Source organism: Burkholderia sp. MSMB1835 (assembly GCF_001526365.1).
GTDB lineage: Bacteria > Pseudomonadota > Gammaproteobacteria > Burkholderiales > Burkholderiaceae > Burkholderia.
This window is the reverse complement of record NZ_LOYP01000012.1, coordinates 84,442-111,124: the sequence shown is the minus strand read 5'-3', so window position 1 is coordinate 111,124 and position 26,683 is coordinate 84,442. Positions and strand designations below refer to the sequence as shown.

The 26,683-nt window shown below is 68.2% G+C and carries 26 protein-coding genes; 18 read left to right on the top strand and 8 right to left on the bottom strand.

Features of this window, described 5'->3' with window-relative positions:
* Positions 1 to 38 precede the first annotated feature (38 nt).
* The 5 genes from WS96_RS05970 (at position 39) to WS96_RS05950 (ending at position 7,136) form a co-directional block, all read left to right on the top strand.
* The gene (locus WS96_RS05970; protein ID WP_034208474.1) at positions 39 to 344 is read left to right on the top strand and encodes a DUF485 domain-containing protein; all 306 of its coding nucleotides are present in this window, start codon (positions 39 to 41) and stop codon (positions 342 to 344) included.
* 11 nt (positions 345 to 355) lie between these two features.
* Positions 356 to 2,041 carry a cation acetate symporter gene (locus tag WS96_RS05965; protein ID WP_059831194.1) on the top strand — a complete coding sequence of 562 codons (1,686 nt, stop codon included), beginning with the start codon at positions 356 to 358 and terminating at the stop codon, positions 2,039 to 2,041.
* A gap of 356 nt (positions 2,042 to 2,397) precedes the next feature.
* Positions 2,398 to 3,687, top strand: coding sequence for a dicarboxylate/amino acid:cation symporter (locus WS96_RS05960; protein ID WP_034208472.1), 1,290 nt, complete (start codon positions 2,398 to 2,400; stop codon positions 3,685 to 3,687).
* Positions 3,688 to 3,691: 4 nt separating this feature from the next.
* The gene (locus WS96_RS05955) at positions 3,692 to 5,701 is read left to right on the top strand and encodes a sensor histidine kinase (RefSeq protein ID WP_059831192.1); all 2,010 of its coding nucleotides are present in this window, start codon (positions 3,692 to 3,694) and stop codon (positions 5,699 to 5,701) included.
* A gap of 82 nt (positions 5,702 to 5,783) precedes the next feature.
* Positions 5,784 to 7,136, top strand: coding sequence for a sigma-54-dependent transcriptional regulator (locus WS96_RS05950; protein WP_034208470.1), 1,353 nt, complete (start codon positions 5,784 to 5,786; stop codon positions 7,134 to 7,136).
* Positions 7,137 to 7,234: 98 nt separating this feature from the next.
* Here the strand turns inward: WS96_RS05950 and WS96_RS05945 are convergent, their stop codons facing one another.
* Positions 7,235 to 7,771, bottom strand: a complete 537-nt coding sequence (locus tag WS96_RS05945; RefSeq protein WP_059781412.1) for a peroxiredoxin family protein — start codon at positions 7,769 to 7,771, stop codon at positions 7,235 to 7,237.
* A gap of 157 nt (positions 7,772 to 7,928) precedes the next feature.
* Here WS96_RS05945 and WS96_RS05940 point away from each other — a divergent pair, with 157 nt between their 5' ends.
* A complete protein-coding gene (locus tag WS96_RS05940) occupies positions 7,929 to 8,501 on the top strand; it encodes a hypothetical protein (protein ID WP_059831228.1) in 573 nt (190 codons plus the stop codon).
* Positions 8,502 to 8,834: 333 nt separating this feature from the next.
* Here the strand turns inward: WS96_RS05940 and WS96_RS05935 are convergent, their stop codons facing one another.
* Positions 8,835 to 10,439 (bottom strand): YifB family Mg chelatase-like AAA ATPase, encoded by a 1,605-nt coding sequence (locus WS96_RS05935; RefSeq protein ID WP_059831190.1) that lies wholly within the window; start codon positions 10,437 to 10,439, stop codon positions 8,835 to 8,837.
* Between the two features lie 277 nt (positions 10,440 to 10,716).
* A complete protein-coding gene (locus WS96_RS05930; RefSeq protein WP_006489451.1) occupies positions 10,717 to 10,968 on the bottom strand; it encodes an accessory factor UbiK family protein in 252 nt (83 codons plus the stop codon).
* A gap of 355 nt (positions 10,969 to 11,323) precedes the next feature.
* Between WS96_RS05930 and WS96_RS05925 the strand changes: the two genes are divergently transcribed.
* The 7 genes from WS96_RS05925 to ptsP all read left to right on the top strand — a co-directional run bounded on the left by WS96_RS05925 (position 11,324) and on the right by ptsP (position 18,746).
* Entirely contained in the window at positions 11,324 to 11,662 is a 339-nt protein-coding gene (locus tag WS96_RS05925) for a P-II family nitrogen regulator (RefSeq protein ID WP_006398175.1), read from the top strand.
* Positions 11,663 to 11,699: 37 nt separating this feature from the next.
* Positions 11,700 to 13,211 (top strand): ammonium transporter, encoded by a 1,512-nt coding sequence (locus WS96_RS05920; RefSeq protein WP_059825185.1) that lies wholly within the window; start codon positions 11,700 to 11,702, stop codon positions 13,209 to 13,211.
* Between the two features lie 243 nt (positions 13,212 to 13,454).
* Positions 13,455 to 14,744 (top strand): glutamate--cysteine ligase, encoded by a 1,290-nt coding sequence (gshA, locus tag WS96_RS05915; protein ID WP_034208466.1) that lies wholly within the window; start codon positions 13,455 to 13,457, stop codon positions 14,742 to 14,744.
* 26 nt (positions 14,745 to 14,770) lie between these two features.
* Positions 14,771 to 15,727, top strand: a complete 957-nt coding sequence (gene gshB, locus WS96_RS05910) for a glutathione synthase (RefSeq protein WP_059825182.1) — start codon at positions 14,771 to 14,773, stop codon at positions 15,725 to 15,727.
* 231 nt (positions 15,728 to 15,958) lie between these two features.
* Positions 15,959 to 16,429, top strand: a complete 471-nt coding sequence (locus WS96_RS05905; RefSeq protein WP_034208464.1) for a PTS sugar transporter subunit IIA — start codon at positions 15,959 to 15,961, stop codon at positions 16,427 to 16,429.
* A 73-nt stretch (positions 16,430 to 16,502) separates the two neighbouring features.
* Complete coding sequence (locus WS96_RS05900; protein WP_006477716.1) at positions 16,503 to 16,772, top strand: HPr family phosphocarrier protein; 270 nt, start codon at positions 16,503 to 16,505, stop codon at positions 16,770 to 16,772.
* 201 nt (positions 16,773 to 16,973) lie between these two features.
* The gene (gene ptsP, locus WS96_RS05895) at positions 16,974 to 18,746 is read left to right on the top strand and encodes a phosphoenolpyruvate--protein phosphotransferase (protein ID WP_034208770.1); all 1,773 of its coding nucleotides are present in this window, start codon (positions 16,974 to 16,976) and stop codon (positions 18,744 to 18,746) included.
* Positions 18,747 to 18,813: 67 nt separating this feature from the next.
* Here ptsP and WS96_RS05890 read toward each other — a convergent pair whose 3' ends face one another.
* The 3 genes from WS96_RS05890 to gpmA all read right to left on the bottom strand — a co-directional run bounded on the left by WS96_RS05890 (position 18,814) and on the right by gpmA (position 22,214).
* Positions 18,814 to 19,566, bottom strand: a complete 753-nt coding sequence (locus WS96_RS05890) for a HesA/MoeB/ThiF family protein (RefSeq protein ID WP_059781419.1) — start codon at positions 19,564 to 19,566, stop codon at positions 18,814 to 18,816.
* A 104-nt stretch (positions 19,567 to 19,670) separates the two neighbouring features.
* Entirely contained in the window at positions 19,671 to 21,224 is a 1,554-nt protein-coding gene (locus WS96_RS05885; protein WP_034208462.1) for a S41 family peptidase, read from the bottom strand.
* 243 nt (positions 21,225 to 21,467) lie between these two features.
* Positions 21,468 to 22,214 carry a 2,3-diphosphoglycerate-dependent phosphoglycerate mutase gene (gene gpmA, locus WS96_RS05880; protein ID WP_034208461.1) on the bottom strand — a complete coding sequence of 249 codons (747 nt, stop codon included), beginning with the start codon at positions 22,212 to 22,214 and terminating at the stop codon, positions 21,468 to 21,470.
* 134 nt (positions 22,215 to 22,348) lie between these two features.
* Between gpmA and WS96_RS05875 the strand changes: the two genes are divergently transcribed.
* From WS96_RS05875 to WS96_RS05855, 5 genes are all read left to right on the top strand, one after another.
* Positions 22,349 to 22,771, top strand: coding sequence for a rhodanese-like domain-containing protein (locus tag WS96_RS05875; RefSeq protein ID WP_034208460.1), 423 nt, complete (start codon positions 22,349 to 22,351; stop codon positions 22,769 to 22,771).
* Positions 22,768 to 23,028, top strand: a complete 261-nt coding sequence (gene grxC / locus WS96_RS05870; protein ID WP_006477722.1) for a glutaredoxin 3 — start codon at positions 22,768 to 22,770, stop codon at positions 23,026 to 23,028. Before WS96_RS05875 ends, grxC begins: the two co-directional genes overlap by 4 nt.
* Positions 23,029 to 23,135: 107 nt before the next feature.
* On the top strand, positions 23,136 to 23,627 hold the full coding sequence (secB, locus tag WS96_RS05865) for a protein-export chaperone SecB (protein WP_006481561.1): 492 nt from the start codon (positions 23,136 to 23,138) through the stop codon (positions 23,625 to 23,627).
* A 25-nt stretch (positions 23,628 to 23,652) separates the two neighbouring features.
* The gene (locus WS96_RS05860; RefSeq protein ID WP_059831188.1) at positions 23,653 to 24,651 is read left to right on the top strand and encodes an NAD(P)H-dependent glycerol-3-phosphate dehydrogenase; all 999 of its coding nucleotides are present in this window, start codon (positions 23,653 to 23,655) and stop codon (positions 24,649 to 24,651) included.
* Positions 24,652 to 24,742: 91 nt separating this feature from the next.
* Complete coding sequence (locus tag WS96_RS05855) at positions 24,743 to 25,267, top strand: O-acetyl-ADP-ribose deacetylase (protein WP_059831186.1); 525 nt, start codon at positions 24,743 to 24,745, stop codon at positions 25,265 to 25,267.
* Positions 25,268 to 25,300: 33 nt separating this feature from the next.
* Here the strand turns inward: WS96_RS05855 and trmL are convergent, their stop codons facing one another.
* Positions 25,301 to 25,771, bottom strand: a complete 471-nt coding sequence (gene trmL / locus WS96_RS05850; RefSeq protein ID WP_059831184.1) for a tRNA (uridine(34)/cytosine(34)/5-carboxymethylaminomethyluridine(34)-2'-O)-methyltransferase TrmL — start codon at positions 25,769 to 25,771, stop codon at positions 25,301 to 25,303.
* 101 nt (positions 25,772 to 25,872) lie between these two features.
* Entirely contained in the window at positions 25,873 to 26,670 is a 798-nt protein-coding gene (locus WS96_RS05845; protein ID WP_059831182.1) for a phosphoribosyltransferase family protein, read from the bottom strand.
* Positions 26,671 to 26,683: the final 13 nt, after the last annotated feature.

Sequence of the window (26,683 nt, the reverse complement as noted above, 5' to 3'; positions counted from 1 at the left end):
CAGCTCTCGCGATACGACGAGACGATATTGGAGACAACATGGAGCTTTCCGTCATCGAATCGGTCACGGCGCGCCCTGACTACCAGCAGCTCGTGCGGGCACGGCGCCGCTTCAGCTTCATGCTGACGGCGCTGATGATCGCCACGTACTACGGCTTCATCCTGCTCGTCGCGCTCGCGCCGCACGTGCTCGCCGCGCCGCTGTACCGCGGCGCGACGACGACGGTCGGGATCGCCGCGGGCGTCGCGATCATCCTCGTCGCGATCGGCCTGACCGCGTGCTACGTGCTGCGCGCGAACCGCGCGTTCGACCGCCGCGTCGACGCGATCCTGCAGCGTTCGTAACGGAGGCCGACATGCGATTCGTTTCGCGCGCGCTCGTCGCGCTGGCCGTTCTCGTTTCCTCCGCCGCCCGTGCGACCGGCGTCGCCGGGCCGATGCCCGACAAGGTCGAGCTGAACCCGGTCGCGATCGGGATGTTCTTCGCGTTCGTGTTCGCGACGCTCGCGCTCACGCGCTGGGCCGCGCGCCGCACGCGCTCGACACGCGACTTCTACACGGCCGGCGGCGGCATCACCGGGCTGCAGAACGGGCTCGCGATCGCGGGCGATTACATGTCGGCCGCGTCGTTCCTCGGGCTGTCGGGCATGGTGTTCATGTTCGGCTTCGACGGGCTGATCTATTCGATCGGCTTCCTGGTGGGCTGGCCGTTCGTGATGTTCCTGATCGCCGAACCGTTGCGCAACCTCGGCAAGTTCACGTTCGTCGACGTCGTCGCGTACCGCTTCGCGCAGCGGCCGATCCGGCTGCTGACGTCCGCGAACGCGCTGACGATCGTCGTGCTGTATCTCGTCGTGCAGATGGTCGGTGCGGGCAAGCTGATCCAGCTGCTGTTCGGGCTGTCGTACGGCACGGCCGAGCTGATCGTCGGCGTGTTGATGGTCGTCTACGTGTTCTTTGGCGGGATGACCGCGACCACCTGGGTGCAGGTGATCAAGGCCGTGCTGCTGCTCTGCGGCGCGACGCTGCTCGCGTTGCTGGCGCTCGGCGAATTCGGCTTCGACATCGACGCGATGTTCCGCCGCGCGGTGGCCGTGCATCCGGGCGCGCTGTCGATCATGGGGCCGGGCAAGCTGATCCGCGATCCGGCCAATGCGCTGTCGCTCGGCATCGCGCTGATGTTCGGCACGGCCGGCTTCCCGCACATCCTGATGCGCTTCTTCACGGTGCCGAACGCGAAGGAGGCGCGCAAGTCGGTGCTCTACGCGACGGGCTTCATCGGCTATTTCTACCTGCTGACCTTCGTGATCGGCTTCTCGGCGATCGTGCTGCTCGCGCAGCATCCGGAATTCTTCCGGCTCGGCGCGAACGGCACGTTCAACCTGACGCACGACCTGCTCGGCGGCTCCAACATGGTCGCGGTGAAGCTCGCGCAGGCGGTCGGCGGCAACTGGTTCTACGGGTTCATCGCGGCCGTCACGTTCGCGACGATCCTCGCGGTGGTCGCGGGCCTCACGCTCGCGGGCGCGACGACGATCTCGCACGACCTGTACGCGCAGATGTGGGCGCGCGGCAAGCCCGACGAGCGGCTGGAAATGCGCATCTCGCGCGCGGCGACGATCGCGCTGTCGGCCGTCGCGATCGCGCTGTCGATCCTGTTCGAGCACGTGAACGTCGCGTTCATGGTCGGGCTCGTCGCGGCGGTGGCCGCGAGCGCGAATTTCCCGGTGCTCGCGATGTCGATCTTCTGGCGCGGGATGACGACGCGCGGCGCGGTGCTCGGCGGCGGCCTCGGCCTCGTGTCGGCGGTCGCGCTCACGGTGCTGTCGAAGTCGGTGTGGGTCGACGTGCTGCATCATGCGCACGCGCCGGTGTTCCTCGACAACCCGGCGCTCGTGTCGGTGCCGCTCGCGTTCGTCGGGATCGTCGTCGGCTCGCTCGCGGATCGCGGCGAGCGCGCGCGCCGCGAGCGCGACGCGTTCGCGCGGCAGGAGTTCTACGCGCAGACGGGCGTGCTCGCGAGCCGGGCCGTGCAGCACTGATTCGTCGGATCGATGTGCCCATCCGTCCGGATCGCCGGACGGATATTTTCCGGAAATCCGGAATCCCGGATTTCCTTGCCTGCCGCATTATGAGAAATACAATGAAAACAACGGCTTGAGGGGTTCCGAAAACCTGGCATCGACCTTGCATTATGAAAAGCACGGCCATCCCCCGGCCCGACTATTAAACCAAGGAGACAATCGATGACCACTGCCTTCCATCCCCTCCGGACGTCCTGAGGCATCGCTTGTTGCGGCACGGCAGCCGCGCGGGCGAGTGACTTTTCCCCTGGGCATTCGTCCGCGCGCGTGACGCCGTTTCCACCGGCTCATCATCTACTTCAGCAGGAACCATCGTGAAGAAGAAACCCTTCTACAAAGTGCTCTATGTGCAGGTGATCTTCGCCATCATCGTCGGCGTGATCCTCGGCCACTACTACCCGGCGCTCGCCACCGACATGAAGCCGCTCGGCGACGGGTTCATCAAGCTGATCAAGATGGTGATCGGCCCGATCATCTTCTGTACGGTCGTCACCGGCATCGCCGGCATGGAGGACATGAAGAAGGTCGGCCGCGTCGGCGGCAAGGCGCTGCTGTACTTCGAGATCGTGTCGACCTTCGCGCTGGTGCTCGGCCTCGCGGCCACGCACCTGCTGCGTCCGGGCGTCGGCTTCAACATCGATCCGGCGACGCTGAACGGCAAGGAAGTCGCGTCGTACGCGGCGAAGGCGCACGGGCAGTCGACCGTCGACTTCCTGATGCACATCATCCCGAACACGATGGTCGACGCGTTCGCGCAGGGCGAAATCCTGCAGATCCTGCTGATCGCGCTGCTGTTCGGCAGCGTGCTCGCGCACCTCGGCGAGCGCGGCAAGGTCGTGACCGACTTCATCGACGGCCTGACGCGCGTGCTGTTCGGCATCGTGCACATCGTCACGAAGCTGGCCCCGATCGGCGCGTTCGGCGCGATGGCGTTCACGATCGGCAAGTACGGCGTCGGCTCGCTGGTGCCGCTGCTCAAGCTGATCGGCACGTTCTATCTGACGTCGGTCGTGTTCGTGCTCGTCGTGCTCGGCGCGATCGCGCGCTTCACCGGCTTCTCGATCATCCGCTTCGTGTCGTACATCAAGGAAGAGCTGCTGATCGTGCTCGGCACGAGCTCGTCGGAAGCCGCGCTGCCGCAGTTGATGGAAAAGCTCGAGAAGGCGGGCTGCTCGCGTTCGGTCGTCGGCCTCGTCGTGCCGACCGGCTATTCGTTCAACCTCGACGGCACCAACATCTACATGACGATGGCCGTGCTGTTCATCGCGCAGGCGACCAACATCGAGCTGACGTGGATGCAGCAGCTCACGCTGCTGGCCGTCGCGATGCTGACGTCGAAGGGCGCGAGCGGCGTGACCGGTGCGGGCTTCATCACGCTCGCCGCGACGCTGGCCGTCGTGCCGACGATCCCGCTGTCGGGCATGGTGCTGATCCTCGGCATCGACCGCTTCATGAGCGAATGCCGGGCGCTGACGAATATCGTCGGCAACGGTGTCGCGACCGTCGTCGTGTCGGCGTGGGAGAAGGAGCTCGACCGCAACAAGCTGCGCCAGGCGCTGAAGGGCGGCGCCGAAGTCGCGCCGACCGAGACGGCCGGCGTCTGACGCGATGAACGAGCAGGCGGCGGCACGGCCCGCCGGCCGTGCGGCCCGCGGCGGCCGGGGCATCGGGGCGGAGGCCTATGACACAATAGGCGATCCGCATCGCCAGGAAGCCTCGACCGTGACGCGCCGCCTGCTCATCCTCGTCGTGCTTGCCGCCGCGCTCGTCGCGGCGTGCGCGCTCACGTGGACGATCACGTGGCAGCGGGGCGTCGCCGAGCTGCAGCGCAATGCCGCGGTGCGCGTCGAGCGCACCACCAACGCGCTCAAGAGCACGCTCGACCGCTACGAATCGCTGCCTTATCTGCTCGGCAGCCATCCGTACGTGCAGGATCTGCTTGCCGAGCCGAAGCGCGGCGACTACACCGCCCGCGTCAACCGCTATCTCGAAGACCTCAACGAACACGCGCACGCGACCGTCACCTACGTGATCGGCGCGGACGGCCTGTGCGTCGCCGCCAGCAACTGGCGCGCACCCGACAGCTTCGTCGGGATCGAATACCGTTTCCGCCCGTATTTCCTCGATGCGATGAACGGCCGGGTCGGCCGCTTCTTCGGGATCGGCACGATCTCGCGCGATCCCGGCTACTACATCTCGCAGCCCGTGTGGCGCGACGGCAAGATCGCGGGCGTCGTCGTCGTGAAGCTCAATCTCGAATGGTTCCAGGGCGCCGACGCGTCCGAGCCGCTCGTCGTCGTGGACGATCACGGCGTCGTGTTCCTGTCGTCCGTGCCCGCGTGGAAGTACCACACGCTGCGCCCGCTCACGGGGCCCGTCGCCGCGTCGATCTACGAAACGCGCCAGTACGCGCAGCAACCGGTCACGCCGCTGCCGCTGCGTGTCGAGCAGACGCTCGGCGCCGATGCGGAGATCGTGCGCCTCGGTGCCGGCCGGCGCGCGCCGCGCTTTCTCGCCAGCAAGCGCCGGATCGGCGAGCCCGACTGGCTGCTCGTCACGCTCGCGCCGATCGCGCCGATCGATGCCGATGCGCGCAACGCCACGATCGTCACCGGCTTCGGCTTCGTGTCGGTCGCGCTGCTCGCGTTCTACTGGCGGATGCGCCGCGCCCGCGTGCGCGAGATGATCCGCGGCCGCGCGCTGCTGCAGCAGGCGTACGCGGAGCTGAACCGGCGCGTCGAGGAGCGCACGGCCGATCTGTCGCAGGCGAACGAGCAATTGCAGAAGGAAGTCGGCGACCGGATCCGCGCGGAGCAGGAACTGCGCGCCGCGCACGACGAACTGATCCAGGCGAGCAAGCTCGCCGCGCTCGGCCAGATGGCGGCCGGCATCACGCATGAACTGAACCAGCCGCTCGCGGCGCTGCGCAGCTTCTCGGACAACACGCGCGTGCTGCTCGATCGCGGCGAGCAGGCCGCTGCGCGCGAGAATCTCGAGGCGATCGCCGCGCTCACCGAGCGGATGGGCAAGATCACCAACCAGCTGAAGCTGTTCGTCGGCCGCGCGAAGCCGCGCAACGAGCAGGCGCTCGTCGTGCGCGCGCTGCGCAGCGTGCTGTCGCTGCTCGACGAGCGCCTGCGCGGCGTCGCGCTCACGCTGACGCTGCAGGACGCGACCGTCTCGCCCGCGCACGACGCACCGCTCGATCTGGCGCGCGACTATCCCGAACTCGTCGCGCGCTGCGAGGACCTGCGCCTCGAACAGGTGCTGATCAACCTGCTCGGCAACGCGCTCGACGCGGTGGCCGGCGTCGCGGCGCCGGCCATCGAGGTCACGATCGCGGTGTCGGCCGCGACGCTCGCGGTCGAGGTGCGCGACAACGGCTGCGGCATCGCGCCCGATTTGTTGCCGCGCCTGTTCGAGCCGTTCTTCACGACCAAGGAAATGGGGCGCGGGCTCGGGCTCGGTCTCGCGATCTCGTCGTCGATCGCGAGCGACGCGGGCGGCGCGCTGACCGCACGCAACGCACCGTCGGGCGGCGCGCTGTTCGTCTTGACGCTGCGGCGCGCCCGCACGCATCATCCGGACTCCGTGTCCGAGCCGGCGGGCTCGCATTAGCGTGAGCAGGCCGGTCGGCGAACGACCGGCATCAACGAGATGCCGCGCGCGCCGCGCGGCTTGTCAGGAGCGAGTGAGTACGATGGCCAACCGGCTGCAAGTGATCTATATCGAAGACGATGCGCTCGTGCGCCGGGCGAGCGTGCAGAGCCTTCAACTGGCGGGTTTCGACGTCGCCGGCTTCGAGTCGGCCGAAGCGGCCGAGAAGGCGATCGTCGCGGATACCGCCGGCGCGATCGTCAGCGACATCCGGCTGCCCGGCGCGAGCGGGCTCGACGTGCTCGCGCAGTGCCGCGAGCGCGTGCCCGACGTGCCGGTGATCCTCGTCACCGGGCACGGCGACATCTCGATGGCCGTGCAGGCGATGCGCGACGGCGCCTACGACTTCATCGAAAAGCCGTTCGCGGCCGAGCGCCTGATCGAGACGGTGCGCCGCGCGCTCGAGCGCCGCGAGCTCGTGCTCGAGAACCACGCGCTGCGGCGCGAGCTGGCCGGGCAGAACGTCGTCGCGCCGCGCATCATCGGCCGCAGCCCCGCGATCGAGCAGGTGCGCAAGCTGATCGCGAACGTCGCGCCGACCGACGCGTCGGTACTGATCAACGGCGACACGGGCGCCGGCAAGGAGCTGATCGCACGCAGCCTGCACGAGTTGTCGCCGCGCCGCGACAAGCCGTTCATCGCGGTGAACTGCGGCGCGCTGCCCGAGCCGATGTTCGAGTCGGAGATGTTCGGCTACGAGCCCGGCGCGTTCACCGGCGCCGCGAAGCGGCGCGTCGGCAAGCTCGAATACGCGTCCGGCGGCACGCTGTTCCTCGACGAAATCGAAAGCATGCCGCTCGCGTTGCAGGTGAAGTTGCTGCGCGTGCTGCAGGACGGCGTGCTGGAGCGGCTCGGCTCGAACCAGCCGATCCGCGTGAACTGCCGTGTGGTCGCCGCCGCGAAGGGCGACATGAGCGAGCTCGTCGCGGCCGGCACGTTCCGGCGCGACCTGCTGTACCGGCTCAACGTCGTGACGATCGCGTTGCCGCCGCTCGCCGAGCGCCGCGAGGACATCGTGCCGCTGTTCGAGCATTTCATGCTCGATGCGGCCGTGCGCTACGGCCGGCCCGCGCCGGTGCTGACCGACCGGCAGCGCGCGAGCCTGATGCAGCGCGACTGGCCGGGCAACGTGCGCGAGCTGCGCAACGCCGCCGACCGCTTCGTGCTCGGCGTGGCCGACGTGCCGCAGCAAACGGGCGCCGCCGACGACGCCGACAACGACCAGACGCTGAAGGAGCGCATCGAGCAATTCGAGCGCGCGGTGATCGCCCAGGCGCTGAACCAGACGGGCGGCGCGGTCGCGGCAACGGCCGACCGGCTGCATGTCGGCAAGGCGACGCTGTACGAGAAGATGAAGCGTTACGGGCTGTCGGCGAAAGGCGAAACCGAGCGCTGAAAAGCAAACGGACCGCGGAACCGGGGCGTCCGGTCATGCGGTCCGTTGCGTGCCGGAACGGCGCGGTGCGCGCGCCTTCCGGCCGGATCGGGCGGCGCTCAGGCTGCGTTGCCGTCGAGCGCCTTCTTGAGCAGCGCGTCGAGTTCCGCGAATTGCGGCGCGCCGACGTAGCGCTTCAGGATCTTGCCGTCCTTGTCGACGACGAAGGTCGTCGGCGTGAGTTGCACGTTGCCGAACTGCTTCGCGACGCTGCCGTCGTCGAGCGCGACCTTGAACGGCAACTGGCGCGTCTGCGCGTAATTCGCGACGTACATCGGCGGATCGTAGTTCATCGCGACCGCGACGAATTCCAGCCCCTGACCCTTGAAGCGATTGTAGGTATCGACCATCTGCGGCATTTCCTGCATGCAGGTCGCGCAGCTCGTCGCCCAGAAATTCACGAGATAGACCTTGCCCTTCAGGTCGCCGGCGGTCGAGACTTTCTGGCCCGACAGCAGCGTGAAGGTGGCGTCCGGCACGCTGGACTTGCCGTTGAACGCGAAGAAGCCGGCGACGGCGATCGCCGCGACGACGGCGGCCGCGGCGAGGTAGCGGACGGGGCCGGCACTGCGGCGGGTGGAAGGCGTGGTGTTCATCTGGTGCTCTCGGAGTCGATGACGCTGATCGACGCAAAGGACGTCGAAATTCGGCGCTCATTTTAGCGCGAATGCGGTGCGCGCACCGGCAGCCGCCACGCATCCCGGTTTTCCGGTTCGACGGATAATGGTCGTTTTGCCTGCCGCGATCCACGCCATGCCGAAGGAAGTCATCGATTCGTTGCGTCCCCTTTTTCACTCGCTGCGACACTTCGCCGCGCTGGCCTGCGTGAGCGCCGCGCTCGCCGCGTGCTCGCCGTCGTACGACTGGCGCACGCTGCACAACGACGCCGGCTACACGATCGACCTGCCGGCGAAGCCGACCGTCGAGGAGCAGCCGGTGGCGCTCGGCGGTACGTCGATGCCGATGCGGATGCAGGCCGCGCACGTCGACGGCGCGGTATTCGCGGTCGGCACGCTGACGTTGCCCGACGATCGCGACGATACACGCCGCGCGGCGCTCGAATTCCTGCGCGCGGGGTTGTCGCGCAATCTCGAAGGCGCGCCGCGGACGGCGGCGGTGCCCGTGCCGCTCGCGGCCGGCGGCGCCGTGAACGGGCTCGAGCTGCGCATCGCGGGTGCCGCTGCCGGCGGCGATCGCGCGCGCAAGACGATCGTCGCGCGGCTCGCCGCGCGCGGCCGGCACGCGTACCAGGCCGTCGTGATCGCCGACGGGCCGCTCGCACAGGAGCAGCTCGATCAATTTTTCGGCTCGTTCAAACTCGATTGACGACGGCCGGCGAGCTCGCTCGGACACGCCGTGACAACTGAAAGTTCATTCGCAGCTTTCGACGCTAATCGCCGGATTTTGCGAGGGTTTTTCGGCTATCCACAGCGCATGTGGATAACTTTGTTGAAAAGTGGCGGGGATTTCCCGCGAAGCCGCGCGGGACGGCCTTCCGGCCCGTTTGGTCGCCCATCCTCCTTTTGAGAAAAATCAATCGAAACAACGGGATACGAATTCCGCCCGGCAAAGGCCGCGACGAGCCGCGATCCAGGGCCGGATTCGTGGAATTGTGTATAAGTCAAGTCTTGACAGCCTGATTTTGTCCTCCTGGGCCGCTCACGGCGCCGTCAGTGCACGCCGGTAGCGGATCGCCTCGGCGATCTGCGCGGCCGTCGGCAGCGGATCGCCGGCCAGATCGGCGATCGTCCGCGCGACTTTCAGCACGCGGAAATACGCACGCGCCGACCAGCCGAAGCGCTCGCCGGCCTCGCGCAGCAGCCGCTCGCCTTCGTCGGTCGGTCGGCACAGGTCGTCGGTTTCGCGGCCGCTCAGCATGTGATTCGTCTTGCCCTGTCGTTCGAGCTGCAGCGCACGCGCCTGCGCGACCCGGGCCGCCACCGCCGCGCTCGGCTCGCCGGGCGCCGTCGCGCGGGTCGCGAGTTCGGCCGGCGACAGCGCGGGCAGGTCGATCTGGATGTCGATGCGGTCGAGCAGCGGCCCCGACAGCTTGCGCAGATAGCGGGCGGCCGCGTCCGGCGAGCAGCGGCAGCGCCCGGACGGATCGCCGTGCCAGCCGCACGGGCACGGGTTCATCGCGGCGATCAGCTGGCACGCGGCGGGGAAGTCGGCCTGCTGGGCCGCGCGCGAGATCGTGATGCGACCGGCTTCGAGCGGCTCGCGCAGCATTTCCAGCACGTGCCGGTCGAATTCCGGCAGTTCGTCGAGAAACAGCACGCCGAGGTGCGCGAGCGTGATTTCGCCCGGCTGTGGCGGATTGCGGCCGCCGACCAGCGCGGCGGCGCTCGACGAGTGATGCGGCGCGCGGAACGGCCGGCGGCGCCACTGCGCGGGCGAGAAGCCGAGCCGGCTCGCGGACAGCAGCGCGGCCGAGGTCAGCGCCTCGTCGTCGGTCAGCGGCGGCAGCAGGCCGGCCAGCCGCGCCGCCAGCATCGACTTGCCGGCGCCCGGCGGCCCGACCATCAGCATGTGATGGCCGCCCGCGGCGGCGACTTCCAGCGCGCGTCGCGCGCCGCGCTGGCCGATGACGTCCGCGAGATCGGGCGCGGCGGGTGCCGGCAGGCCGTCGAGACAGGGCGCGGCGACCGGCGCGAGCCGCCCGTCCGGCGCATCGGCGAGGTGCGCGCACAGCGCCGGCAGGTCGCGCGCGCCGAATACGGTCACGCCCGGCACGAGGGCGGCCTCGGCGGCGCTGTCGAGCGGCAGGTACAGCTCGGGCGGACGCGCTGTCGCGCTCGAATCGCGCGGAGCGCCGGAATCCACGCCCGGGCCGCCGGCCAGGCCCGCGCCGGATTCCTCCGCACGCCGGTCCCGCGCGGCGCCGCACGCCATCGCGAACGCGCCGCGCATCGGCCGCAGCGCGCCCGTCAGCGACAGCTCGCCCGCGAATTCGCGGCCGGCCAGCGCGTCGGCCGGGATCTGGCCGTTCGCGGCGAGAATGCCGAGCGCGATCGGCAGGTCGAAGCGGCCCGACTCCTTCGGGAGGTCGGCCGGCGCGAGATTGACGGTGATGCGGCGCACCGGGAATTCGAATCCGCAGTTCTGCAGCGCGGCGCGCACGCGCTCGCGGCTTTCGCGGACTTCGAGATCGGGCAGCCCGACGATCGAGAACGACGGCAACCCGTTGGCGAGATGGACTTCGACGGTGACGTCCGGCGCGCGGCCGGAGGCGGGCGCGCGACTGCGCACCACGGCGAGCGACATGGCGAGGCTCCTGTAAACAGGCGGACGACGGCCGTTCGGGGCCGCATGCCGCGGGACTCGGAGGAATCGGGTGCGCGCTTGCCGGCGTGGCGCGGGGAAAGAACGAGGTGCTGCGAAGAGCGACGAACTGCGAAGAGCGACGGACTACGAAGAGCGATCGACTACGAAGAGGGGCTGCGAAGAACGACGGACGACGAAGCGTGGCGAAACGGCTTCGGGGTGGCGGGCGCGGGCCGCACGAGGCGGCCCGCGCCCGGACCTTGCGGCCGGTGGGGCGTCAGGCCTGCGGGGCGGCGAGCTTCTGCTCGAGTTCCGCGACGCGCTTCTCGAGCTCCTCGAGGCGCACGCGGGTGCGGGCGAGCACCTGTGCCTGCGTATCGAATTCCTCGCGCGTGACGAGATCGAGCTTCGAGAAGCCTTGCGACAGCATGGCCTTCACGTTGCGCTCGACGTCCTTGGCCGGCGAGTTTTTCAGCAAATCGCTGACGCGCGACTGCAGATCGTTGAAAACGTCGCTGGGTTGCTTCATGTGATTCCCCTTCCTTGCACAAAAAATGTGCATCTTCAGTTGCATACGTGCCCATGATGCACGCATGACCGGAAATGGTGCGCGCGGGGCGCGAATTCCGGGCATGGCGCCCGCATGGGTGAATGGCCCGGCGATCCGGGACGTGCGTGCACTCTAGCAACGATCCTTTCGCCGCGCCAGCAAACCGGGCCATGTTGGCCATTCGGCCGGGCTTTCGGGCCTTACATCGCGGGATGCGACCCCGTTCCGGAGCCCTTCGAGACGGTGCTCGGACCAACATGGCATGCGAGTTGCTGAGAAGAGTCCGTTACAACATTCCAACTCATCCGACGGGACAACCCAGCGAGAGGACTTCATGAAACTCATTACCGCAATCATCAAGCCGTTCAAGCTCGATGAGACGCGCGAAGCGCTGTCGGCGCTCGGCGTCTCGGGCATCACGGTGACGGAGGTCAAAGGGTTCGGGCGCCAGAAGGGGCACACCGAGCTGTACCGCGGCGCCGAATACGTGGTCGATTTCCTGCCGAAGATGAAGATCGAGGCGGCCGTGTCCGACGATCTCGTCGACCAGGCGGTGGAAGCGATCGAGCGGGCGGCGCGCACGGGCAAGATCGGCGACGGCAAGATCTTCGTCACGCCGATCGAACAGGTGATCCGGATTCGCACCGGGGAGACAGGCGCGGACGCGCTGTAACAGAACAGACAAGACAAGCGACAAGAGGAAACCCAAGATGCGCAAACTTCTGATGTCCCTGCTGATGGCCGGCTCGCTGATCGCGGCTGGCGTTGGCTCCGCGCTCGCCGACGACGCGGCGTCCGCCGCGGCTGGTTCCGCCGCGGCTGCTTCCGCGCCGGCCGCCGCCACTTCCGACGCATCGGCTGCCGCCGCACCCGCTTCGGCGCCGGCCGCCGACGCATCCGCCGCCGCTGCCGCACCCGCTTCGGGCGCGGCCGACGCATCGGCCGCCGCATCCGCGCCGGCCGCCCCGGCGGCGCCCACCGCGCCGTTCTCGGTCGATTCGTCGAAGATCAGCGCGGGCGACACCGCGTGGATGCTCACGTCCACCGCGCTCGTGCTGTTCATGACGATCCCCGGCCTCGCGCTGTTCTACGCGGGCATGGTCCGCAAGAAGAACGTGCTCGCGACCGTGATGCAAAGCTTCGCGATCACCGCGCTGATCACGGTGCTGTGGACGGTGGTCGGCTACAGCCTCGCGTTCACGCCGGGCAACGGCTTCATCGGCGGCCTGTCGCGCGTGTTCCTGCACGGCATGAACTACATCAAGGGCGACAAGGCGACGACGCTGACGGTCAGCCATCTCGCGTCGACGATTCCGGAGTCGGTCTACTTCGTCTACCAGATGACGTTCGCGATCATCACGCCGGCGCTGATCTGCGGCGCGTTCGCCGATCGCATGAAGTTCTCGGCGATGCTCGTGTTCATGACGCTCTGGTCGCTGATCGTCTATGTGCCGATCGCGCACATGGTGTGGGAGCCGACCGGCTGGCTGTCGGCGGACGGCGTGCTCGACTTCGCGGGCGGCACCGTCGTGCACATCAACGCCGGTATCGCGGGCCTGATGTCGTGCCTGGTGCTCGGCAAGCGCGTCGGCTACGGGCGCGAATCGATGGCGCCGCACAACCTCGTGCTGACGATGATCGGCGCGTCGATGCTGTGGGTCGGCTGGTTCGGCTTCAACGCGGGTTCCGCAGTCGCGGCCGACGGCCGTGCCGGCTTCGCGATGCTGACGACGCAGGTCGCGACGGCCTGCGCGGCGCTCGGCTGGATGTTTGCCGAATGGATCGCGAAGGGCAAGCCGTCGGTGCTCGGCATCGTGTCGGGCGCGGTCGCGGGTCTGGTGGCGATCACGCCGGCGGCCGGCTTCGTCGGCGTGGCGGGCGCGCTCGTGATCGGTATCGCGGCGGGCGTCGTGTGCTTCTGGTCGGCAACGTGGCTCAAGTCGAAGCTCGGCTACGACGATTCGCTCGACGCGTTCGGCGTGCACGGCGTGGGCGGGATCCTCGGCGCACTGCTGACCGGCGTATTCGCGGTCAAGGACATCGGCGGCATGGACGGCAGCCTGCTGCTGCAGGCGAAGGGCGTGCTGATCACGCTCGTGTACAGCGGCGTGCTGAGCTTCGTGCTGCTGAAGCTGATCGATCTGACGATCGGCTTGCGCGTGTCCGAAGAGGAAGAGCGCGAAGGCCTCGACGTGGTGCTGCACGGCGAGCACGTGGAATAAGTCACACGAACCATGGCGGGCCGCCGCGACGACGGCGCCCGCCCCCGAATGAGCGCAGCGACTTCGGCCCGCCTACCCGGCGGGCTTTTTTTCTCCTGACGCGTGCTGCCGTAGCGGATAACCCTTTACTCTATCGGGTCAATAGCCGAAAACTTCCTCCATATCCTTGTGAAGCCGGGAACAATCCCCAAATGGGCAAGGCAATTGCTCTACAATCTTCATTCTCCCGCTCGCGAGTGATTCATGGTTCCCCACCTCGTTACCGCGTTGAACGGTCCGCTGCTCGAACTCGAGCAGAAGATCCTCGACGCGACGCCTGCGATCGAACGCTGGTTCAGGCTCGAATGGCAGGAACACACCCCGCCGTTCTATTGTTCGGTGGACCTGCGCAATGCCGGCTTCAAGCTGGCGCCCGTCGACGCGAACCTGTTTCCCGGCGCCTTCAACAATCTGCCGTCCGAAGTGCTGCCGCTCGCCGTGCAGGCCGCGATGGCCGCGATCGAGAAGATCTGCCCGGACGCGAAGAATCTGCTCGTGATTCCCGAGCTGCCGACCCGCAACGCGTTCTACCTGGAAAACGTCGCGCGCCTCGCGACGATCATGCGCCAGGCCGGCCTGAACGTGCGTTTCGGCTCGCTCGACCCCAGCATCACCGACATGACGCCGATCACGCTGGCCGACGGCCAGAAGATCGTGCTCGAACCGCTCGAGCGTTCGCAGCGCCGCCTCGGCCTGAAGAATTTCGATCCGTGCTCGATCCTGCTGAACAACGACCTGTCGGCCGGCATCCCGGCCGTGCTGGAAAACCTGCACGAACAGTACCTGCTGCCGCCGCTGCACGCGGGCTGGGCCGTGCGCCGCAAGTCGACGCACTTCGCGTGCTACGACGACGTCGCGAAGAAGTTCGCGAAGATGGTCGGCGTCGATCCGTGGATGGTGAATCCGTATTTCGCGCACGTCGAAGGCGTCGACTGGCAGGCGCATGAAGGCGAGCAGGCGCTCGCCGACGCGATCGACGGCGTGCTGAAGAAAATCGCGCGCAAGTACCGCGAATACGGGATCAGCGAGAAGCCGTACGTCGTCGTGAAGGCCGACGCGGGCACCGCGGGCCGCGGCGTGATGACCGTGCACGACGCGGCCGAGATCGGCCGCATGACGAAGGCCGAGCGCGCGCAGATGGCCGAGTCGAAGGCCGGCCTCGCGGTGCGCGACGTGATCGTGCAGGAAGGCGTCTACACGTTCGAGCGCGTCGGCGACGAGGTGGCCGAGCCGGTCGTGTACATGATCGACCGCTACGTGGTCGGCGGCTTCTACCGCACGCACGGCGGCCGCGAGCGCGACCAGAACCTGAACGCGCCCGGCATGCACTACGTGCCGCTCGGCTTCGAGCACACCGCGCTGCCGGATGCCGGCGCGAAGCCGGGCGCCGCGCCGCCGAACCGTTTCTACATGTACGGCGTCGTCGCGCGGCTGTCGCTGATCGCGTCGTCGATCGAACTGGAAAAGACCGACCCCGAAGCCATCCAGGTGTAACGGACTTCGCTACGTACAGGACCCGCATGGACATTCTTTTTATCGCCGACCCGCTCGAGCATTTCAAGATCTACAAGGATTCGACCTACGCGATGATGGCGGAGGCCGCCCGGCGCGGGCATGCGGTGTACGCGTGCGAACCGCGCCACCTCGCGTGGACGGGCTCGGCCGTCGAGGCCGACGTGCGGCGCATCGCGTTCGTCGGCGAACTGGACGACCTGCATCGCGACACCTGGTTCGACGCGGGCGCGGTCGATGCGCGCCGTCTCGAATCGTTCGGCGCGGTGCTGATGCGCAAGGATCCGCCGTTCGACATGGAGTACGTGACGTCGACGTGGCTGCTCGAGCTGGCCGAGCGTGCCGGCGCACGCGTGTTCAACCGGGCGCAGTCGATCCGCGACCATTCGGAGAAGCTCGCGATCGGCGAATTTCCGCAGTTCGTCGCGCCGACGCTCGTCACGCGCGACGCGAAGCGGCTGCGCGCGTTCCACGCCGAGCACGGCGACGTGATCCTGAAGCCGCTCGACGGAATGGGCGGGATGGGCGTGTTCCGCGTGAAGCCGGACGGCATGAACCTCGGTTCGATCGTCGAGATGCTGAGCCACGACGGCACGCGCTCGGTGATGGCGCAGAAGTTCATCCCCGAGATCAAGGCCGGCGACAAGCGCATCCTGCTGATCGGCGGCGAGCCGGTGCCGTATTCGCTCGCGCGGATTCCGCAGGGCAGCGAGGTGCGCGGCAATCTCGCCGCGGGCGGGCTCGGCGTCGCGCAGCCGCTGACGGCCCGCGACCGCGAGATCGCCGCAACGCTCGGGCCCGTGCTCGCGTCGCGCGGGCTGCTGCTGGTCGGCCTCGACGCGATCGGCGACTGGCTGACCGAGGTGAACGTCACGAGCCCGACGTGCTTCCGCGAGATCATGGAGCAGACGGGCTTCGACGTCGCCGCGATGTTCATCGACGCGCTGGAGCGTGCGGCCGCGTAGGCCGCCTTCCGCGCAACCCCGGCGGCGGCCGCGCAGGCCCCCCGTCGCCGGAGCCGCTTGACCGGCCTGCTACAATGCCCGCTTGCCCGGTGCCGCGATCGGCGCACCGAAGGCCCGGCGGTCGGGCCGACACTGTTGCAAGGCTGAACATGAAACGTTCCCCATACTCGCTACGCTTATTGCCCCGCCGCGGGGTATCGGCCCGCCAGGGGCGGCCGGGAGCGATCTGACATGGCCGGGATTCTGATCATCGCGCACGCGCCGCTCGCCACCGCGCTGCGGGACTGCATCGCGCACATCTACGGCGGCGTGCCCGCCCGCATCGGCTGCATCGACGTGATGGCGGACAGCGATCCGGCCCAGGTGATGGCGTTTGCGCACGCGGAACTGGCGCGGCTCCGGGAAGACAACGGCGTGGTCGTGCTGACCGACATGTACGGCGCGACGCCCGCGAACATCGCGGGCCAGCTCGCGAAGCTCGACAACGTGCGCGTGCTCGCGGGCGTGAACCTGCCGATGCTCGTGCGGGCCGTCTGCTACCGCACCGTGCCGCTCGACAAGCTGGTCGACAAGGCGCTGTCCGGCGGCGCGAAGGGCGTTCACGAGGTGTCGGCCGGCACGCCGCCGCCGCCGTCGGAGACCGGCTGCGGCCAGTGCGCGCCGATTCCGCCCGAACCGCAACCGCGCACCGAATCGCACTGAGCCGCCGTTTTCCGTTTTAGCCCGACCCGCCGGCGCGCGCCGCCGGCGGTCCCGACCGACCCGACCGAGAATCATGCTTCAACAAGAAACCACCATCGTCAATAAATTGGGGCTCCATGCGCGCGCATCGGCCAAGCTTACGCAACTGGCCGGCAACTTCCAGTCGGAAGTCTGGATGACACGCAACGGGCGCAAGATCAATGCGAAGAGCATCATGGGCGTGATGATGCTGGCGGCCGGCATCGGCAGCACCGTGACGATCGAGACCGAAGGGCCCGACGAGCGGGAAGCGATGGATGCGCTGCTGAAGCTGATCGCCGACAAGTTCGGCGAAGGCCAGTGAGCGCGACGCGGAATCATTGCCTTTTCCAGTCAGAATGCCGCGGATGTCGCGGCATTTTTTTCGTCGGAAGCATTGATGCGGAATGCGCAATGCTGCGCTGCATGCAGTCAGCGGGGAGTCGCGGAATTTATAATCGCTAACCGGGGTCATAAGCGCATCGCAGCAGTGTGCCGCGGCTTTACTTGTACAGAGGAGGTGCGCGTGTCCTTCACGCTGCATGGCATTCCCGTCTCACGAGGTATCGCGATCGGGCGAGCCTATCTGATCGCGCCGGCGGCGCTCGACGTCGCCCATTACCTGATCGAGGCCAATCAGACCGACGCCGAAGTGGAGCGATTCCGCACGGCGCGCGACGTCGTGCGTCGCGAGCTCGAAGCGCTGCGCGCCGACCTGACCGACGACACCCCGAGCGAAGTCGGCGCATTCATCGACGTCCACACGATGATCCTGAGCGACGAGATGCTCGTGCAGGAAACCATCGACCTGATCCGCACGCGCCGCTACAACGTCGAATGGGCGCTGACCGAGCAACTCGAGCTGCTCACGCGCCATTTCGACGACATCGAGGACGAATACCTGCGCGAGCGCAAGGCCGACATCGAGCAGGTGGTCGAGCGCGTGCTGAAGGCGCTCGCCGGTGCGCCGTCCGCGTCGCAGGCGCTCGACGGCGCGGCCGCGAACGGCACGAACGAGATGATCGTCGTCGCGCACGACATCGCGCCGGCCGACATGATGCAGTTCAAGACGCAGTCGTTCCAGGCGTTCGTCACCGATCTCGGCGGCCGCACGTCGCACACGGCGATCGTCGCGCGCAGTCTCGGCATTCCGGCCGCGGTCGGCGTGCAGCATGCGAGTGCGCTGATCCGCCAGGACGACCTGATCATCGTCGACGGCGACCAGGGCATCGTGATCGTCGATCCCGCGCCGATCGTCCTCGAGGAATATTCGTACCGCCAGTCCGAGAAGGTGCTGGAGCAACGCAAGCTGCAGCGCCTGAAGTTCTCGCCGACGCAAACGCTGTGCGGCACGAAGATCGACCTGTACGCGAACATCGAGCTGCCCGACGACGCGAAGGCGGCCGTCGAGGCCGGCGCGGTCGGCGTCGGCCTGTTCCGCTCCGAGTTCCTGTTCATGCATCAGAAGGAGATGCCGGAAGAGGAGGAGCAGTTCGCCGCGTACAAGCGCGCCGTCGAATGGATGAAGGGCATGCCGGTGACGATCCGCACGATCGACGTCGGCGCGGACAAGCCGCTCGACGCGCTCGACGAAGGCTACGAAACGGCACCGAACCCGGCGCTCGGCCTGCGCGCGATCCGCTGGAGCCTGTCCGAGCCGCAGATGTTCCTCACGCAGTTGCGCGCGATCCTGCGCGCGTCCGCGTTCGGCCAGGTGAAGATCCTGATCCCGATGCTCGCGCACGCGCAGGAGATCGACCAGACGCTCGACCTGATCCGCGAGGCGAAGCGCCAGCTCGACGACGCGGGGCTCGCGTACGATCCGAACGTGCGCCTCGGCGCGATGATCGAGATCCCGGCTGCGGCGATCGCGCTGCCGCTGTTCCTGAAGCGCTTCGATTTCCTGTCGATCGGCACGAACGACCTGATCCAGTACACGCTCGCGATCGATCGCGCCGACAACGCGGTCGCGCACCTGTACGACCCGCTGCATCCGGCCGTGCTGCACCTGATCGCGTACACGTTGCGCGAAGCGAAGCGCGCGGGCGTGTCGGTGTCGGTATGCGGGGAGATGGCGGGCGACCCGGCGCTCACGCGCCTGTTGCTCGGGATGGGGCTCACCGAGTTCTCGATGCATCCGAGCCAGTTGCTCGTCGTGAAGCAGGAGATCCTGCGCGCGCACCTGAAGGCGCTCGAAAAGCCGACGGCCGACGTGCTGGCCGCGTTCGAGCCGGAAGAAGTGCAGGCGGCGCTGCAGCGGCTGTCGATCGCCGAGCCGCGGGCGGATGCGGCTGCCTAGGCGTTCTTGCCGCCGCTAACCATCGCGAAACGTCACGCATGCGCGGCCCGCGCATGCCCGTCGCGCGTCAGTGCCGGCCCCTGCACACCGGGCAGTCGGCCTGGCGCGCGATTTTCATCGTCGTCCATTCCATCCGCAGCGAATCGAGCATCATCAGCCGCCCGTTCAGCGTCTTGCCGATGCCGCCGATCACGCGCAGCGCCTCGGCCGCCTGCATCGCGCCGATGATCCCGACGGTCGGCGCGAACACGCCCATCGTCGCGCACGCGACTTCCTCGAACGGCTGGTCTTCCGGAAACACGCACGCATAGCAGGGCGCGGCCGCGTCGCGGAAGTCGAACGTGCTGATCTGGCCGTCGAAGCGAAGCGCGGCGCCCGACACGAGCGGCACGCCGTGCGCGACGCATGCGCGGTTGATCGCGTGCCGCGTCGCGAAGTTGTCGGTGCAGTCGAGCACGACGCTCGCATGCGGCACGTGCGCGTCGAGCCACGCGTCGTCGACGCGCGCCGCGACCGCGTTCACCGTCACCTCCGGGTTCAGTTGCGCGAGCGTGTCGCGCCCCGATTCGACCTTGCTGCGGCCGACCGATGCCGTCACGTGCAGGATCTGCCGCTGCAGGTTCGTGAGGTCGACCGTATCGGCGTCGACGAGCGTGAGCGTGCCGACCCCCGATGCCGCGAGATACATCGCGGCCGGCGAGCCGAGGCCGCCCGCGCCGACGACGATCGCATGCGCGTCGAGAAAGCGCTGCTGCGCGTCGATGCCGATCTCGTCGACGAGGATGTGGCGGGAGTAGCGAAGGAGTTGATCGTCGTTCATGGGGGCTCGTGAGCGAGGCGGGCGGACGTTCGTTATTTTAGGCGCGCATGAAAAACGGGCCATCGCGGTCTTCCCGCGATGGCCCGTCGGATGCCGGCCGGCGCTTACTTCGGCGCGGAGGCGGGCTTCGGTGCGGAAGCCGGCTTCGCGGCGCTTGCGCCCGATGCCTTCGCGGCCGCGGCGGCCTTGCCGGCCGGGCTCTTCGTCGTGCTCTCGGCGAGCAGCGACTTCGATTCCTGGACCGGCTTGCCTTCGAGCTTGTTGAGCGCCTGCTGCATCATGAAGTCGTCGGCGCTGCCGAACTCGATCGGCTTGCGATCGCGATCCTTCTGGCGCTGCTCCGGCGTCTTCTTGTCGTTCTGCTCTTCGAGAATGCGCAACTGATCCAGCCGGCGCTGCTCGCGCTCTTCCTGTTCCTTCTTCTCGTTCGGATCCTGCGTGTTCGCGAGGTGGTTCGTGTAGTCGACCTCGCGCGTCACGAGCACGTCGTCCGGATCGCCGTCCGCGTACTGATCGACCGGCACGTCCGGCGTGATGCCCTTGTTCTGGATCGAACGGCCGCTCGGCGTGTAGTAGTACGCGGTGGTCAGGCGCAGCGCGGTGTCGGCCGTCATCGGGCGGACCGTCTGCACCGAACCCTTGCCGAACGTCGTCTTGCCCATGATCTGCGCGCGCTTCGAATCCTGCAGCGCACCGGCGACGATTTCCGACGCGGACGCCGAATACGCGTTCGTCAGCACGATCATCGGCACGGTCTTGAAGACCGGCGGCAGGTTCTTCAGCGGATCGCCGTCGAAGGACGGCAGGCGATAGTTGTCGTACGTATCGCGGTAGACCTGCTTCGAATCGGGGATCTGGCCGTTGGTCGACACGACGACCGAGTCGGGCGGCAGGAACGCGCCGGCCACGCCGACCGCGCTCTGCAGCAGGCCGCCGCCGTTGTTGCGCAGGTCGAGGATGAGGCCCTTCAGATTCGGTTGCTGGCGCGCGATGTCCTGCAGCTTCTGCGCGAGATCCGGCGTCGTGCGCTCCTGGAAGCTCGTGATGCGGACATACGCGTAGCCCGGATCGAGCATCTTCATCTTCACGCTCTGGACCTTGATGATCGCGCGCGTGACCGTGACCGGGAACGTGCGGTCGTCGCTCTTGCGGAAGATCGTCAGCGTGACCTTGGTGCCCGGCTCGCCGCGCATCTGCTTCACGGCCTTGTCGAGCGTCATGCCGCGCACCGGCTTGTCGTTGATGCGCGTGATCAGGTCGCCCGGACGGATGCCGGCGCGGAACGCCGGGGTATCCTCGATCGGCGAGATCACCTTGACGAGGCCGTCTTCCTGCGAGATCTCGATGCCGAGGCCCGCGAAGCGGCCCTTCGTCTGCTCCTGCAGCTCGTCATAGTCGGTCTTGTCGAGGAACGACGAGTGCGGATCGAGGCTCGACACCATGCCCTTGATCGCGGCCGTCAGCAGCTTCTTGTCGTCGACCGGTTCGACGTACTCGCGCTTGATCTGTCCGAATACTTCCGCGAACAGGCGGAGCTGGTCGAGGGGAAGCGGCGCCGTGGCGGTCTGCTCGGCCGATGCGGAAACCTGCAGCGTGGCGAACACGCCCGTGGCGAGGCCCGCGGCAATCAGGCCGATGTTCTTCAAATTCATTCGCATAGAGATCTGGTGCGGTCGGGAAGCGCGTGGCGGTAGCGGGGATGTAGCGGACAAGTATAACTGTTCGTCCGATAACTCAGTGGAACGGCGCGAAAAGCGTCGAAAAGGCCACAGAGGGCCGGCGGGGCACGCCGGGCGCGCTGTGCGGGGTTCGAAAGCGGATTCGACCGCAGCAGGGCCGCGAAGGTTCGCGCGACGTGCGGCCCGGCGTTCGAGGCCGGGCCCGGCACGCCGCGCCGGGCGTCAGCCCGCCTTGCCCTGCTTCGCGACGGCGGCCTGCGCCTGCGCGATCGCTTCCTGGTCGCCGAGGTAATAGTGCTTGATCGGCTTCAGGTTCTCGTCGAGTTCGTAGACGAGCGGCACGCCGTTCGGGATGTTCAGGCCGACGATGTCGCTGTCCGAGATGCCGTCGAGGTACTTGATCAGCGCGCGCAGCGAGTTGCCGTGCGCGGCGATCAGCACCTGCTTGCCGGCGCGCACCGCCGGCGCGATCGACTCGTTCCACAGCGGCAGCACGCGCGCGACCGTGTCTTTCAGGCACTCGGTGAGCGGCAACTGCTCGCGCGGCACCTTCGCATAGCGCGGGTCGCCGAACGGCGCGCGCTCGTCGGTCGGCTCGAGCGCGGGCGGCGGCGTGTCGTAGCTGCGGCGCCACACGAGCACCTGCTCGTCGCCGAACTTCGCGGCCGTTTCCGCCTTGTTCAGGCCCGACAGCGCGCCGTAGTGGCGCTCGTTCAGGCGCCACGAGTGGACGACCGGCAGGTACATCAGGTCCATCTTGTCCTGCACGTGCCACAGCGTGCGGATCGCGCGCTTGAGCACCGACGTATACGCGATGTCGAACGTGTAGCCGGCCTCCTTGAGCAACTCGCCGGCCTGGTAGGCCTCGTTGCGACCCTGTTCGGTCAGGTCGACGTCGACCCAGCCGGTGAAGCGGTTTTCCTTGTTCCACGTCGATTCGCCGTGGCGGATGAGAACGAGTTTGTACATGGATCTTGCGGTCGGTAGTGAAGGGAAGCGGGCGCGTCGCGCGGCGCCCGGACCGGGCCCGCCATCGCGCAAGGCGGTTATTTTATAATGGCGGGATTGTCCTCATCCGATTTCTCTTCTTCCGGCGGAATTCCGTGACGTTCTTTACCAATTACACCAACCTGGCCCTTATCGCGATCCTGGTGGTTTCCGGCGGCCTGCTCGCATGGCCCGCACTGCGCCGCGGTCGCGGCGGCCTGTCTGCCGCGGAGGCGACGCAACTCATCAACCGTCGCAACGCGGTCGTGATCGACCTGCGCGCGGCCGCCGATTTCGCCGCCGGCCACCTGCCGTCGGCGCGTCAGGTCGCGCCGGGCGAGATCGGCGCGAAAATTGCGCAGGTCGCGAAGAACAAGAGCACCCCGGTGCTGCTCGTCTGCCAGAACGGCCAGCAGTCGCAGAAGGCGGCGCGCGAGGTCGAGGCGGCGGGTTACGCCGAGGTGCACGTGCTCGAAGGCGGCGTGGCCGCCTGGCAGCAGGCCGGGATGCCGGTCGTCAAACAAGGAGTGGCGAAGTGAACAAGGTTTTGATGTACAGCACGCAGGTGTGTCCGTATTGCATGCAGGCCGAGCGCCTGCTGAAGCTGCGCGGCGTCGAGCAGATCGAAAAGGTGCTGATCGATCGCGATCCGGCCCGCCGCGAGGAAATGATGACGCGCACGGGGCGCCGCACGGTGCCGCAGATCTATATCGGCGACACGCACGTCGGCGGCTACGACGATCTGTCGAAGCTCGACCGCGAAGGCGGCCTCGTGCCGCTTCTGCAAGCGGCCTGATTAGGGCAGAATGGCCGCCGGCCGCGCCGCGGCTTGGGCGCGCAGGATTCATCCGTGGCGGCCGGCGAACAGCCGGGCCGCCCCGTCACCACTTTTAGGGAAACACCATGTCCGACGTCGAAAACCAACCGTTCTTCAACATCCAGCGCGTCTACCTGAAGGATATGTCGCTCGAGCAGCCGAATTCGCCGGCGATCTTCCTCGAGCAGGACATGCCGTCGGTTGAAGTCGAAGTCGACGTCAAGGCCGACCGCCTCGCGGAAAGCGTGTTCGAAGTCGTCGTGTCGGGTACCGTCACCGCGAAGGTGAAGGACAAGGTCGCGTTCCTGATCGAAGCGAAGCAGGCCGGCATTTTCGACATCCGCAACATTCCGGACGAACAGCTCGACCCGCTCGTCGGCATCGCGTGCCCGACGATCCTGTTCCCGTACCTGCGCTCGAACATCGCCGACGCGATCACGCGTGCGGGCTTCCCGCCGATCCACCTGGCGGAAATCAACTTCCAGGCGCTGTACGAGCAGCGTCTCGCGCAGCTTCAGCAGCAGGCTGGTGCGGCAGGCGCACCGAACGGCGCGCCGAATGGCACGACGCTGAACTGACGTTTCGCTCGGACCGGTGCTGGGTATGAAAGTAGCCGTTCTCGGCGCCGGTGCCTGGGGCACCGCGCTCGCGGGCCATCTGGCCGCGCGGCACGATACGCTTTTGTGGGCGCGCGACGCCGCGCTCATCGCCGGGCTGCAGGCCCGGCACGAAAATTCCCGCTATCTGGACGGCATCGCGCTGCCCGATGCGCTGCGCTACGACGCCGATCTCGGCGCCGCGCTCGCGCATGGCGCCGCGGACGACGCGCTGTGCGTGATCGCCGCGCCGGTGGCCGGGCTGCGCACGCTGTGTCGCGCGATGCGCGACGCAGGCTGCGTGCCCGCGCACATCGTCTGGGTCTGCAAGGGCTTCGAGGCCGACACGCATCTGCTGCCGCATCAGGTGATCGCGGCCGAGCTGCCCGAACAGCGGAGCAACGGCGTGCTGTCCGGCCCGAGCTTCGCGCGCGAGGTCGGACAGTCGCTGCCCGTCGCGCTGACGGTGGCGAGCACGTCGGCCGAATGCCGCGAGCGCACGCTCGCCGCGTTCCATCACGGCGCGATGCGGATCTATACGGGCGACGACGTGGTCGGCGTCGAGGTCGGCGGCGCGGTGAAGAACGTGCTGGCGATCGCGACCGGCATTTCCGACGGCCTCGGCCTCGGGCTGAACGCGCGCGCCGCGCTGATCACGCGCGGCCTCGCCGAAATGTCGCGGCTCGGCGTGGCGCTCGGCGGCCGCGCGGAAACCTTCACGGGCCTCACCGGCCTCGGCGACCTGATCCTCACCGCGACGGGCGACCTGTCGCGCAACCGCACGGTCGGCCTGCAACTGGCGGCCGGCCGCACGCTGAACGACATCCTCGGCGCGCTCGGCCACGTGGCCGAAGGCGTGCGTTGCGCGCAGGCCGTGCTGGCGCTCGCGCGCGCGCAGTCGATCGAAATGCCGATCACGGAAGCGGTGTGCGGCGTGCTGTTCGACGGCATCGCGCCGCGCGACGCGGTCAGCGGTCTGCTGCGCCGCGACGCGCGCGCGGAGTAGGCTCGGCGGGATCGCCCGGCACGGGTGCGCCGGGCACGCGGCGCCAAAGCGGACTACGCTTGAAGCGTCTCCGGCGTTCCGCGAGGTCGTCATGCTGCAGATCTATTCCACCACGCTCGATGCGCAGGTCGTCGACATCACGACGCTCGACGTCGATGCGATCGTCAACGCCGCGAACGGCTCGCTGCTCGGCGGGGGCGGCGTCGACGGCGCGATTCACCGCGCGGCCGGCCCCGGCCTGCTCGCCGAGTGCCGCACGCTCGGCGGCTGCGACACCGGCGACGCGAAGCTCACGCGCGGCCACGGGTTGCCCGCGCGCTACGTGATCCACGCGGTCGGGCCGGTATGGTATGGCGGCGCGCGCGGCGAGGCCGAGCTGCTCGCATCGTGCTACCGGCGCGCGATCGAGCTGGCCGAAGAGGTTGCCGCGACGTCGATCGCGTTTCCGGCGATCAGTTGCGGCGTCTACCGCTATCCGGCCGAAGCCGCCGTCGATATCGCGGTCGGCACCGTCATCGAGATGCTCGCGCAGGCGCTGAACCTTGCCCGCGTGGTATTCGCGTGCTTTTCCCCCGACATCTACGACCTGTACCGCGCGCGCCTCGTGCGAACCTGACGCGTTCGGCGCCCGGGCTGCGTGCGGCGCGCGTCAGGCACCGCCTTCGAAGCCGGCCTGACGCCAGGCCTCGAACACGACCACCGCGACCGTGTTCGACAGGTTCAGGCTGCGGTTGTCCGGCCGCATCGGCAGGCGCACGCGCTGTTCGTTCGGAAAGCGCTCGAGCAGCTCGGCGGGCAGGCCGCGCGTTTCGGAGCCGAACACGAACCAGTCGCCGGGCAGGAACGCACGATCGTGGAAGCGGCCCGAGCCGCGCGTCGTGAACGCGAACATCCGCGTGGGCTCGGGCGCTTCGGCGGCGACGAATGCGTCCCAGTCGCGATGCACGCGCATCTGCGCATACTCGTGATAGTCGAGGCCGGCGCGGCGCATCCGCGCGTCGTCGAGCGGAAAGCCGAGCGGCTCGATCAGGTGCAGGTGCGCGCCGGTGTTCGCGCACAGGCGGATCACGTTGCCGGTATTCGGCGGAATTTCGGGGGCGACGAGAACGACGTTGAACATGTTTCGATTGGGCTGGGGCGGCCGGAGCGGCGCAGCGCGCGCGTGCATCCGGCCGGCCGGTTCGTGACGGCCGCACGCGGGCGGCCGGCTTCTCTATCTAATTAATCCCTGGCGGTGCGCAGCGCAACCAGATTCGTCACGCGCGCGGCGCCCGCCGCCTTCAGCGCCTGCGCGGCCGCCGCGAGCGTCGCGCCGGACGTCATCACGTCGTCGACGAGCGCGATGTGGCGACCGGCGACGCCGCCGGCCACCGCGAAAGCCGCCATCACGTTGTCGCGTCGTGCGTGCCGGTCGAGCCGCGACTGCGGCGCGGTGTCGGCGACGCGCGCGAGCAAGGCCGCGTCCGCTTGCACGCCGAGCCTGCGCGCGAGCGGACGCGCGATCGCCCACGCCTGGTTGTAGCCGCGCGCGACGAGCCGCCGGTGCGACAGCGGCACGGGCGCGACGAGGCCGAAGCCGCGCGCATCGCGCGTATCGTCGACCAGCCGTGCGAGCCGGGCCGCGAATTCGCCGCCGAGCGCGAGCCGCGCATGAAACTTCAGGCCGCGCGCAAGCCCGTCGAGCGGCGCACGGTAATCGGCGAGCGCGAGCGTTGCGTCGAACGGCGGCGGCGCGGTGCGGCACGCGTCGCACCGGTACGCGGCCGCTCGGCCGGCGCCGGGGCGACGGCCGCCGGGCGATCGCACGTGCCCGACGCCGAGCGGCAGCGCGCAGACGTCGCAGCGCAGCCGCGCTTCATTCCAGTACGCGGCATCGCAGGCGACGCAAATCACGGCGTGTGACAAATTGCCGCATAGCGCGCACCGGTTCGGCAACGCGACCGCGGCAACGCGCGCGCCCCATGTTCTGGCGTGCGACAAAACGACGCGCACCGAGCGTTCGGCGGAACCGCGGACCATCGCAACACTCCTA

Bases quoted from the DNA above. Each gene is read 5' to 3' on its own strand.
- WS96_RS05940 (WP_059831228.1), top strand. From the start codon at position 7,929: ATGCCGAAGGAAGTCATCGATTCGTTGCGTCCCCTTTTTCACTCGCTG.
- WS96_RS05845 (WP_059831182.1), bottom strand. From the start codon at position 26,670: ATGGTCCGCGGTTCCGCCGAACGCTCGGTGCGCGTCGTTTTGTCGCAC.
- secB (WP_006481561.1), top strand. From the start codon at position 23,136: ATGTCCGACGTCGAAAACCAACCGTTCTTCAACATCCAGCGCGTCTAC.
- WS96_RS05855 (WP_059831186.1), top strand. From the start codon at position 24,743: ATGCTGCAGATCTATTCCACCACGCTCGATGCGCAGGTCGTCGACATC.
- trmL (WP_059831184.1), bottom strand. From the start codon at position 25,771: ATGTTCAACGTCGTTCTCGTCGCCCCCGAAATTCCGCCGAATACCGGC.
- WS96_RS05955 (WP_059831192.1), top strand. From the start codon at position 3,692: ATGAACGAGCAGGCGGCGGCACGGCCCGCCGGCCGTGCGGCCCGCGGC.
- WS96_RS05950 (WP_034208470.1), top strand. From the start codon at position 5,784: ATGGCCAACCGGCTGCAAGTGATCTATATCGAAGACGATGCGCTCGTG.
- WS96_RS05925 (WP_006398175.1), top strand. From the start codon at position 11,324: ATGAAACTCATTACCGCAATCATCAAGCCGTTCAAGCTCGATGAGACG.
- WS96_RS05885 (WP_034208462.1), bottom strand. From the start codon at position 21,224: ATGCGAATGAATTTGAAGAACATCGGCCTGATTGCCGCGGGCCTCGCC.
- WS96_RS05900 (WP_006477716.1), top strand. From the start codon at position 16,503: ATGCTTCAACAAGAAACCACCATCGTCAATAAATTGGGGCTCCATGCG.
- gshB (WP_059825182.1), top strand. From the start codon at position 14,771: ATGGACATTCTTTTTATCGCCGACCCGCTCGAGCATTTCAAGATCTAC.
- WS96_RS05935 (WP_059831190.1), bottom strand. From the start codon at position 10,439: ATGTCGCTCGCCGTGGTGCGCAGTCGCGCGCCCGCCTCCGGCCGCGCG.
- WS96_RS05905 (WP_034208464.1), top strand. From the start codon at position 15,959: ATGGCCGGGATTCTGATCATCGCGCACGCGCCGCTCGCCACCGCGCTG.
- gpmA (WP_034208461.1), bottom strand. From the start codon at position 22,214: ATGTACAAACTCGTTCTCATCCGCCACGGCGAATCGACGTGGAACAAG.
- WS96_RS05970 (WP_034208474.1), top strand. From the start codon at position 39: ATGGAGCTTTCCGTCATCGAATCGGTCACGGCGCGCCCTGACTACCAG.
- WS96_RS05920 (WP_059825185.1), top strand. From the start codon at position 11,700: ATGCGCAAACTTCTGATGTCCCTGCTGATGGCCGGCTCGCTGATCGCG.
- WS96_RS05890 (WP_059781419.1), bottom strand. From the start codon at position 19,566: ATGAACGACGATCAACTCCTTCGCTACTCCCGCCACATCCTCGTCGAC.
- WS96_RS05930 (WP_006489451.1), bottom strand. From the start codon at position 10,968: ATGAAGCAACCCAGCGACGTTTTCAACGATCTGCAGTCGCGCGTCAGC.
- WS96_RS05945 (WP_059781412.1), bottom strand. From the start codon at position 7,771: ATGAACACCACGCCTTCCACCCGCCGCAGTGCCGGCCCCGTCCGCTAC.
- WS96_RS05965 (WP_059831194.1), top strand. From the start codon at position 356: ATGCGATTCGTTTCGCGCGCGCTCGTCGCGCTGGCCGTTCTCGTTTCC.
- WS96_RS05860 (WP_059831188.1), top strand. From the start codon at position 23,653: ATGAAAGTAGCCGTTCTCGGCGCCGGTGCCTGGGGCACCGCGCTCGCG.
- gshA (WP_034208466.1), top strand. From the start codon at position 13,455: ATGGTTCCCCACCTCGTTACCGCGTTGAACGGTCCGCTGCTCGAACTC.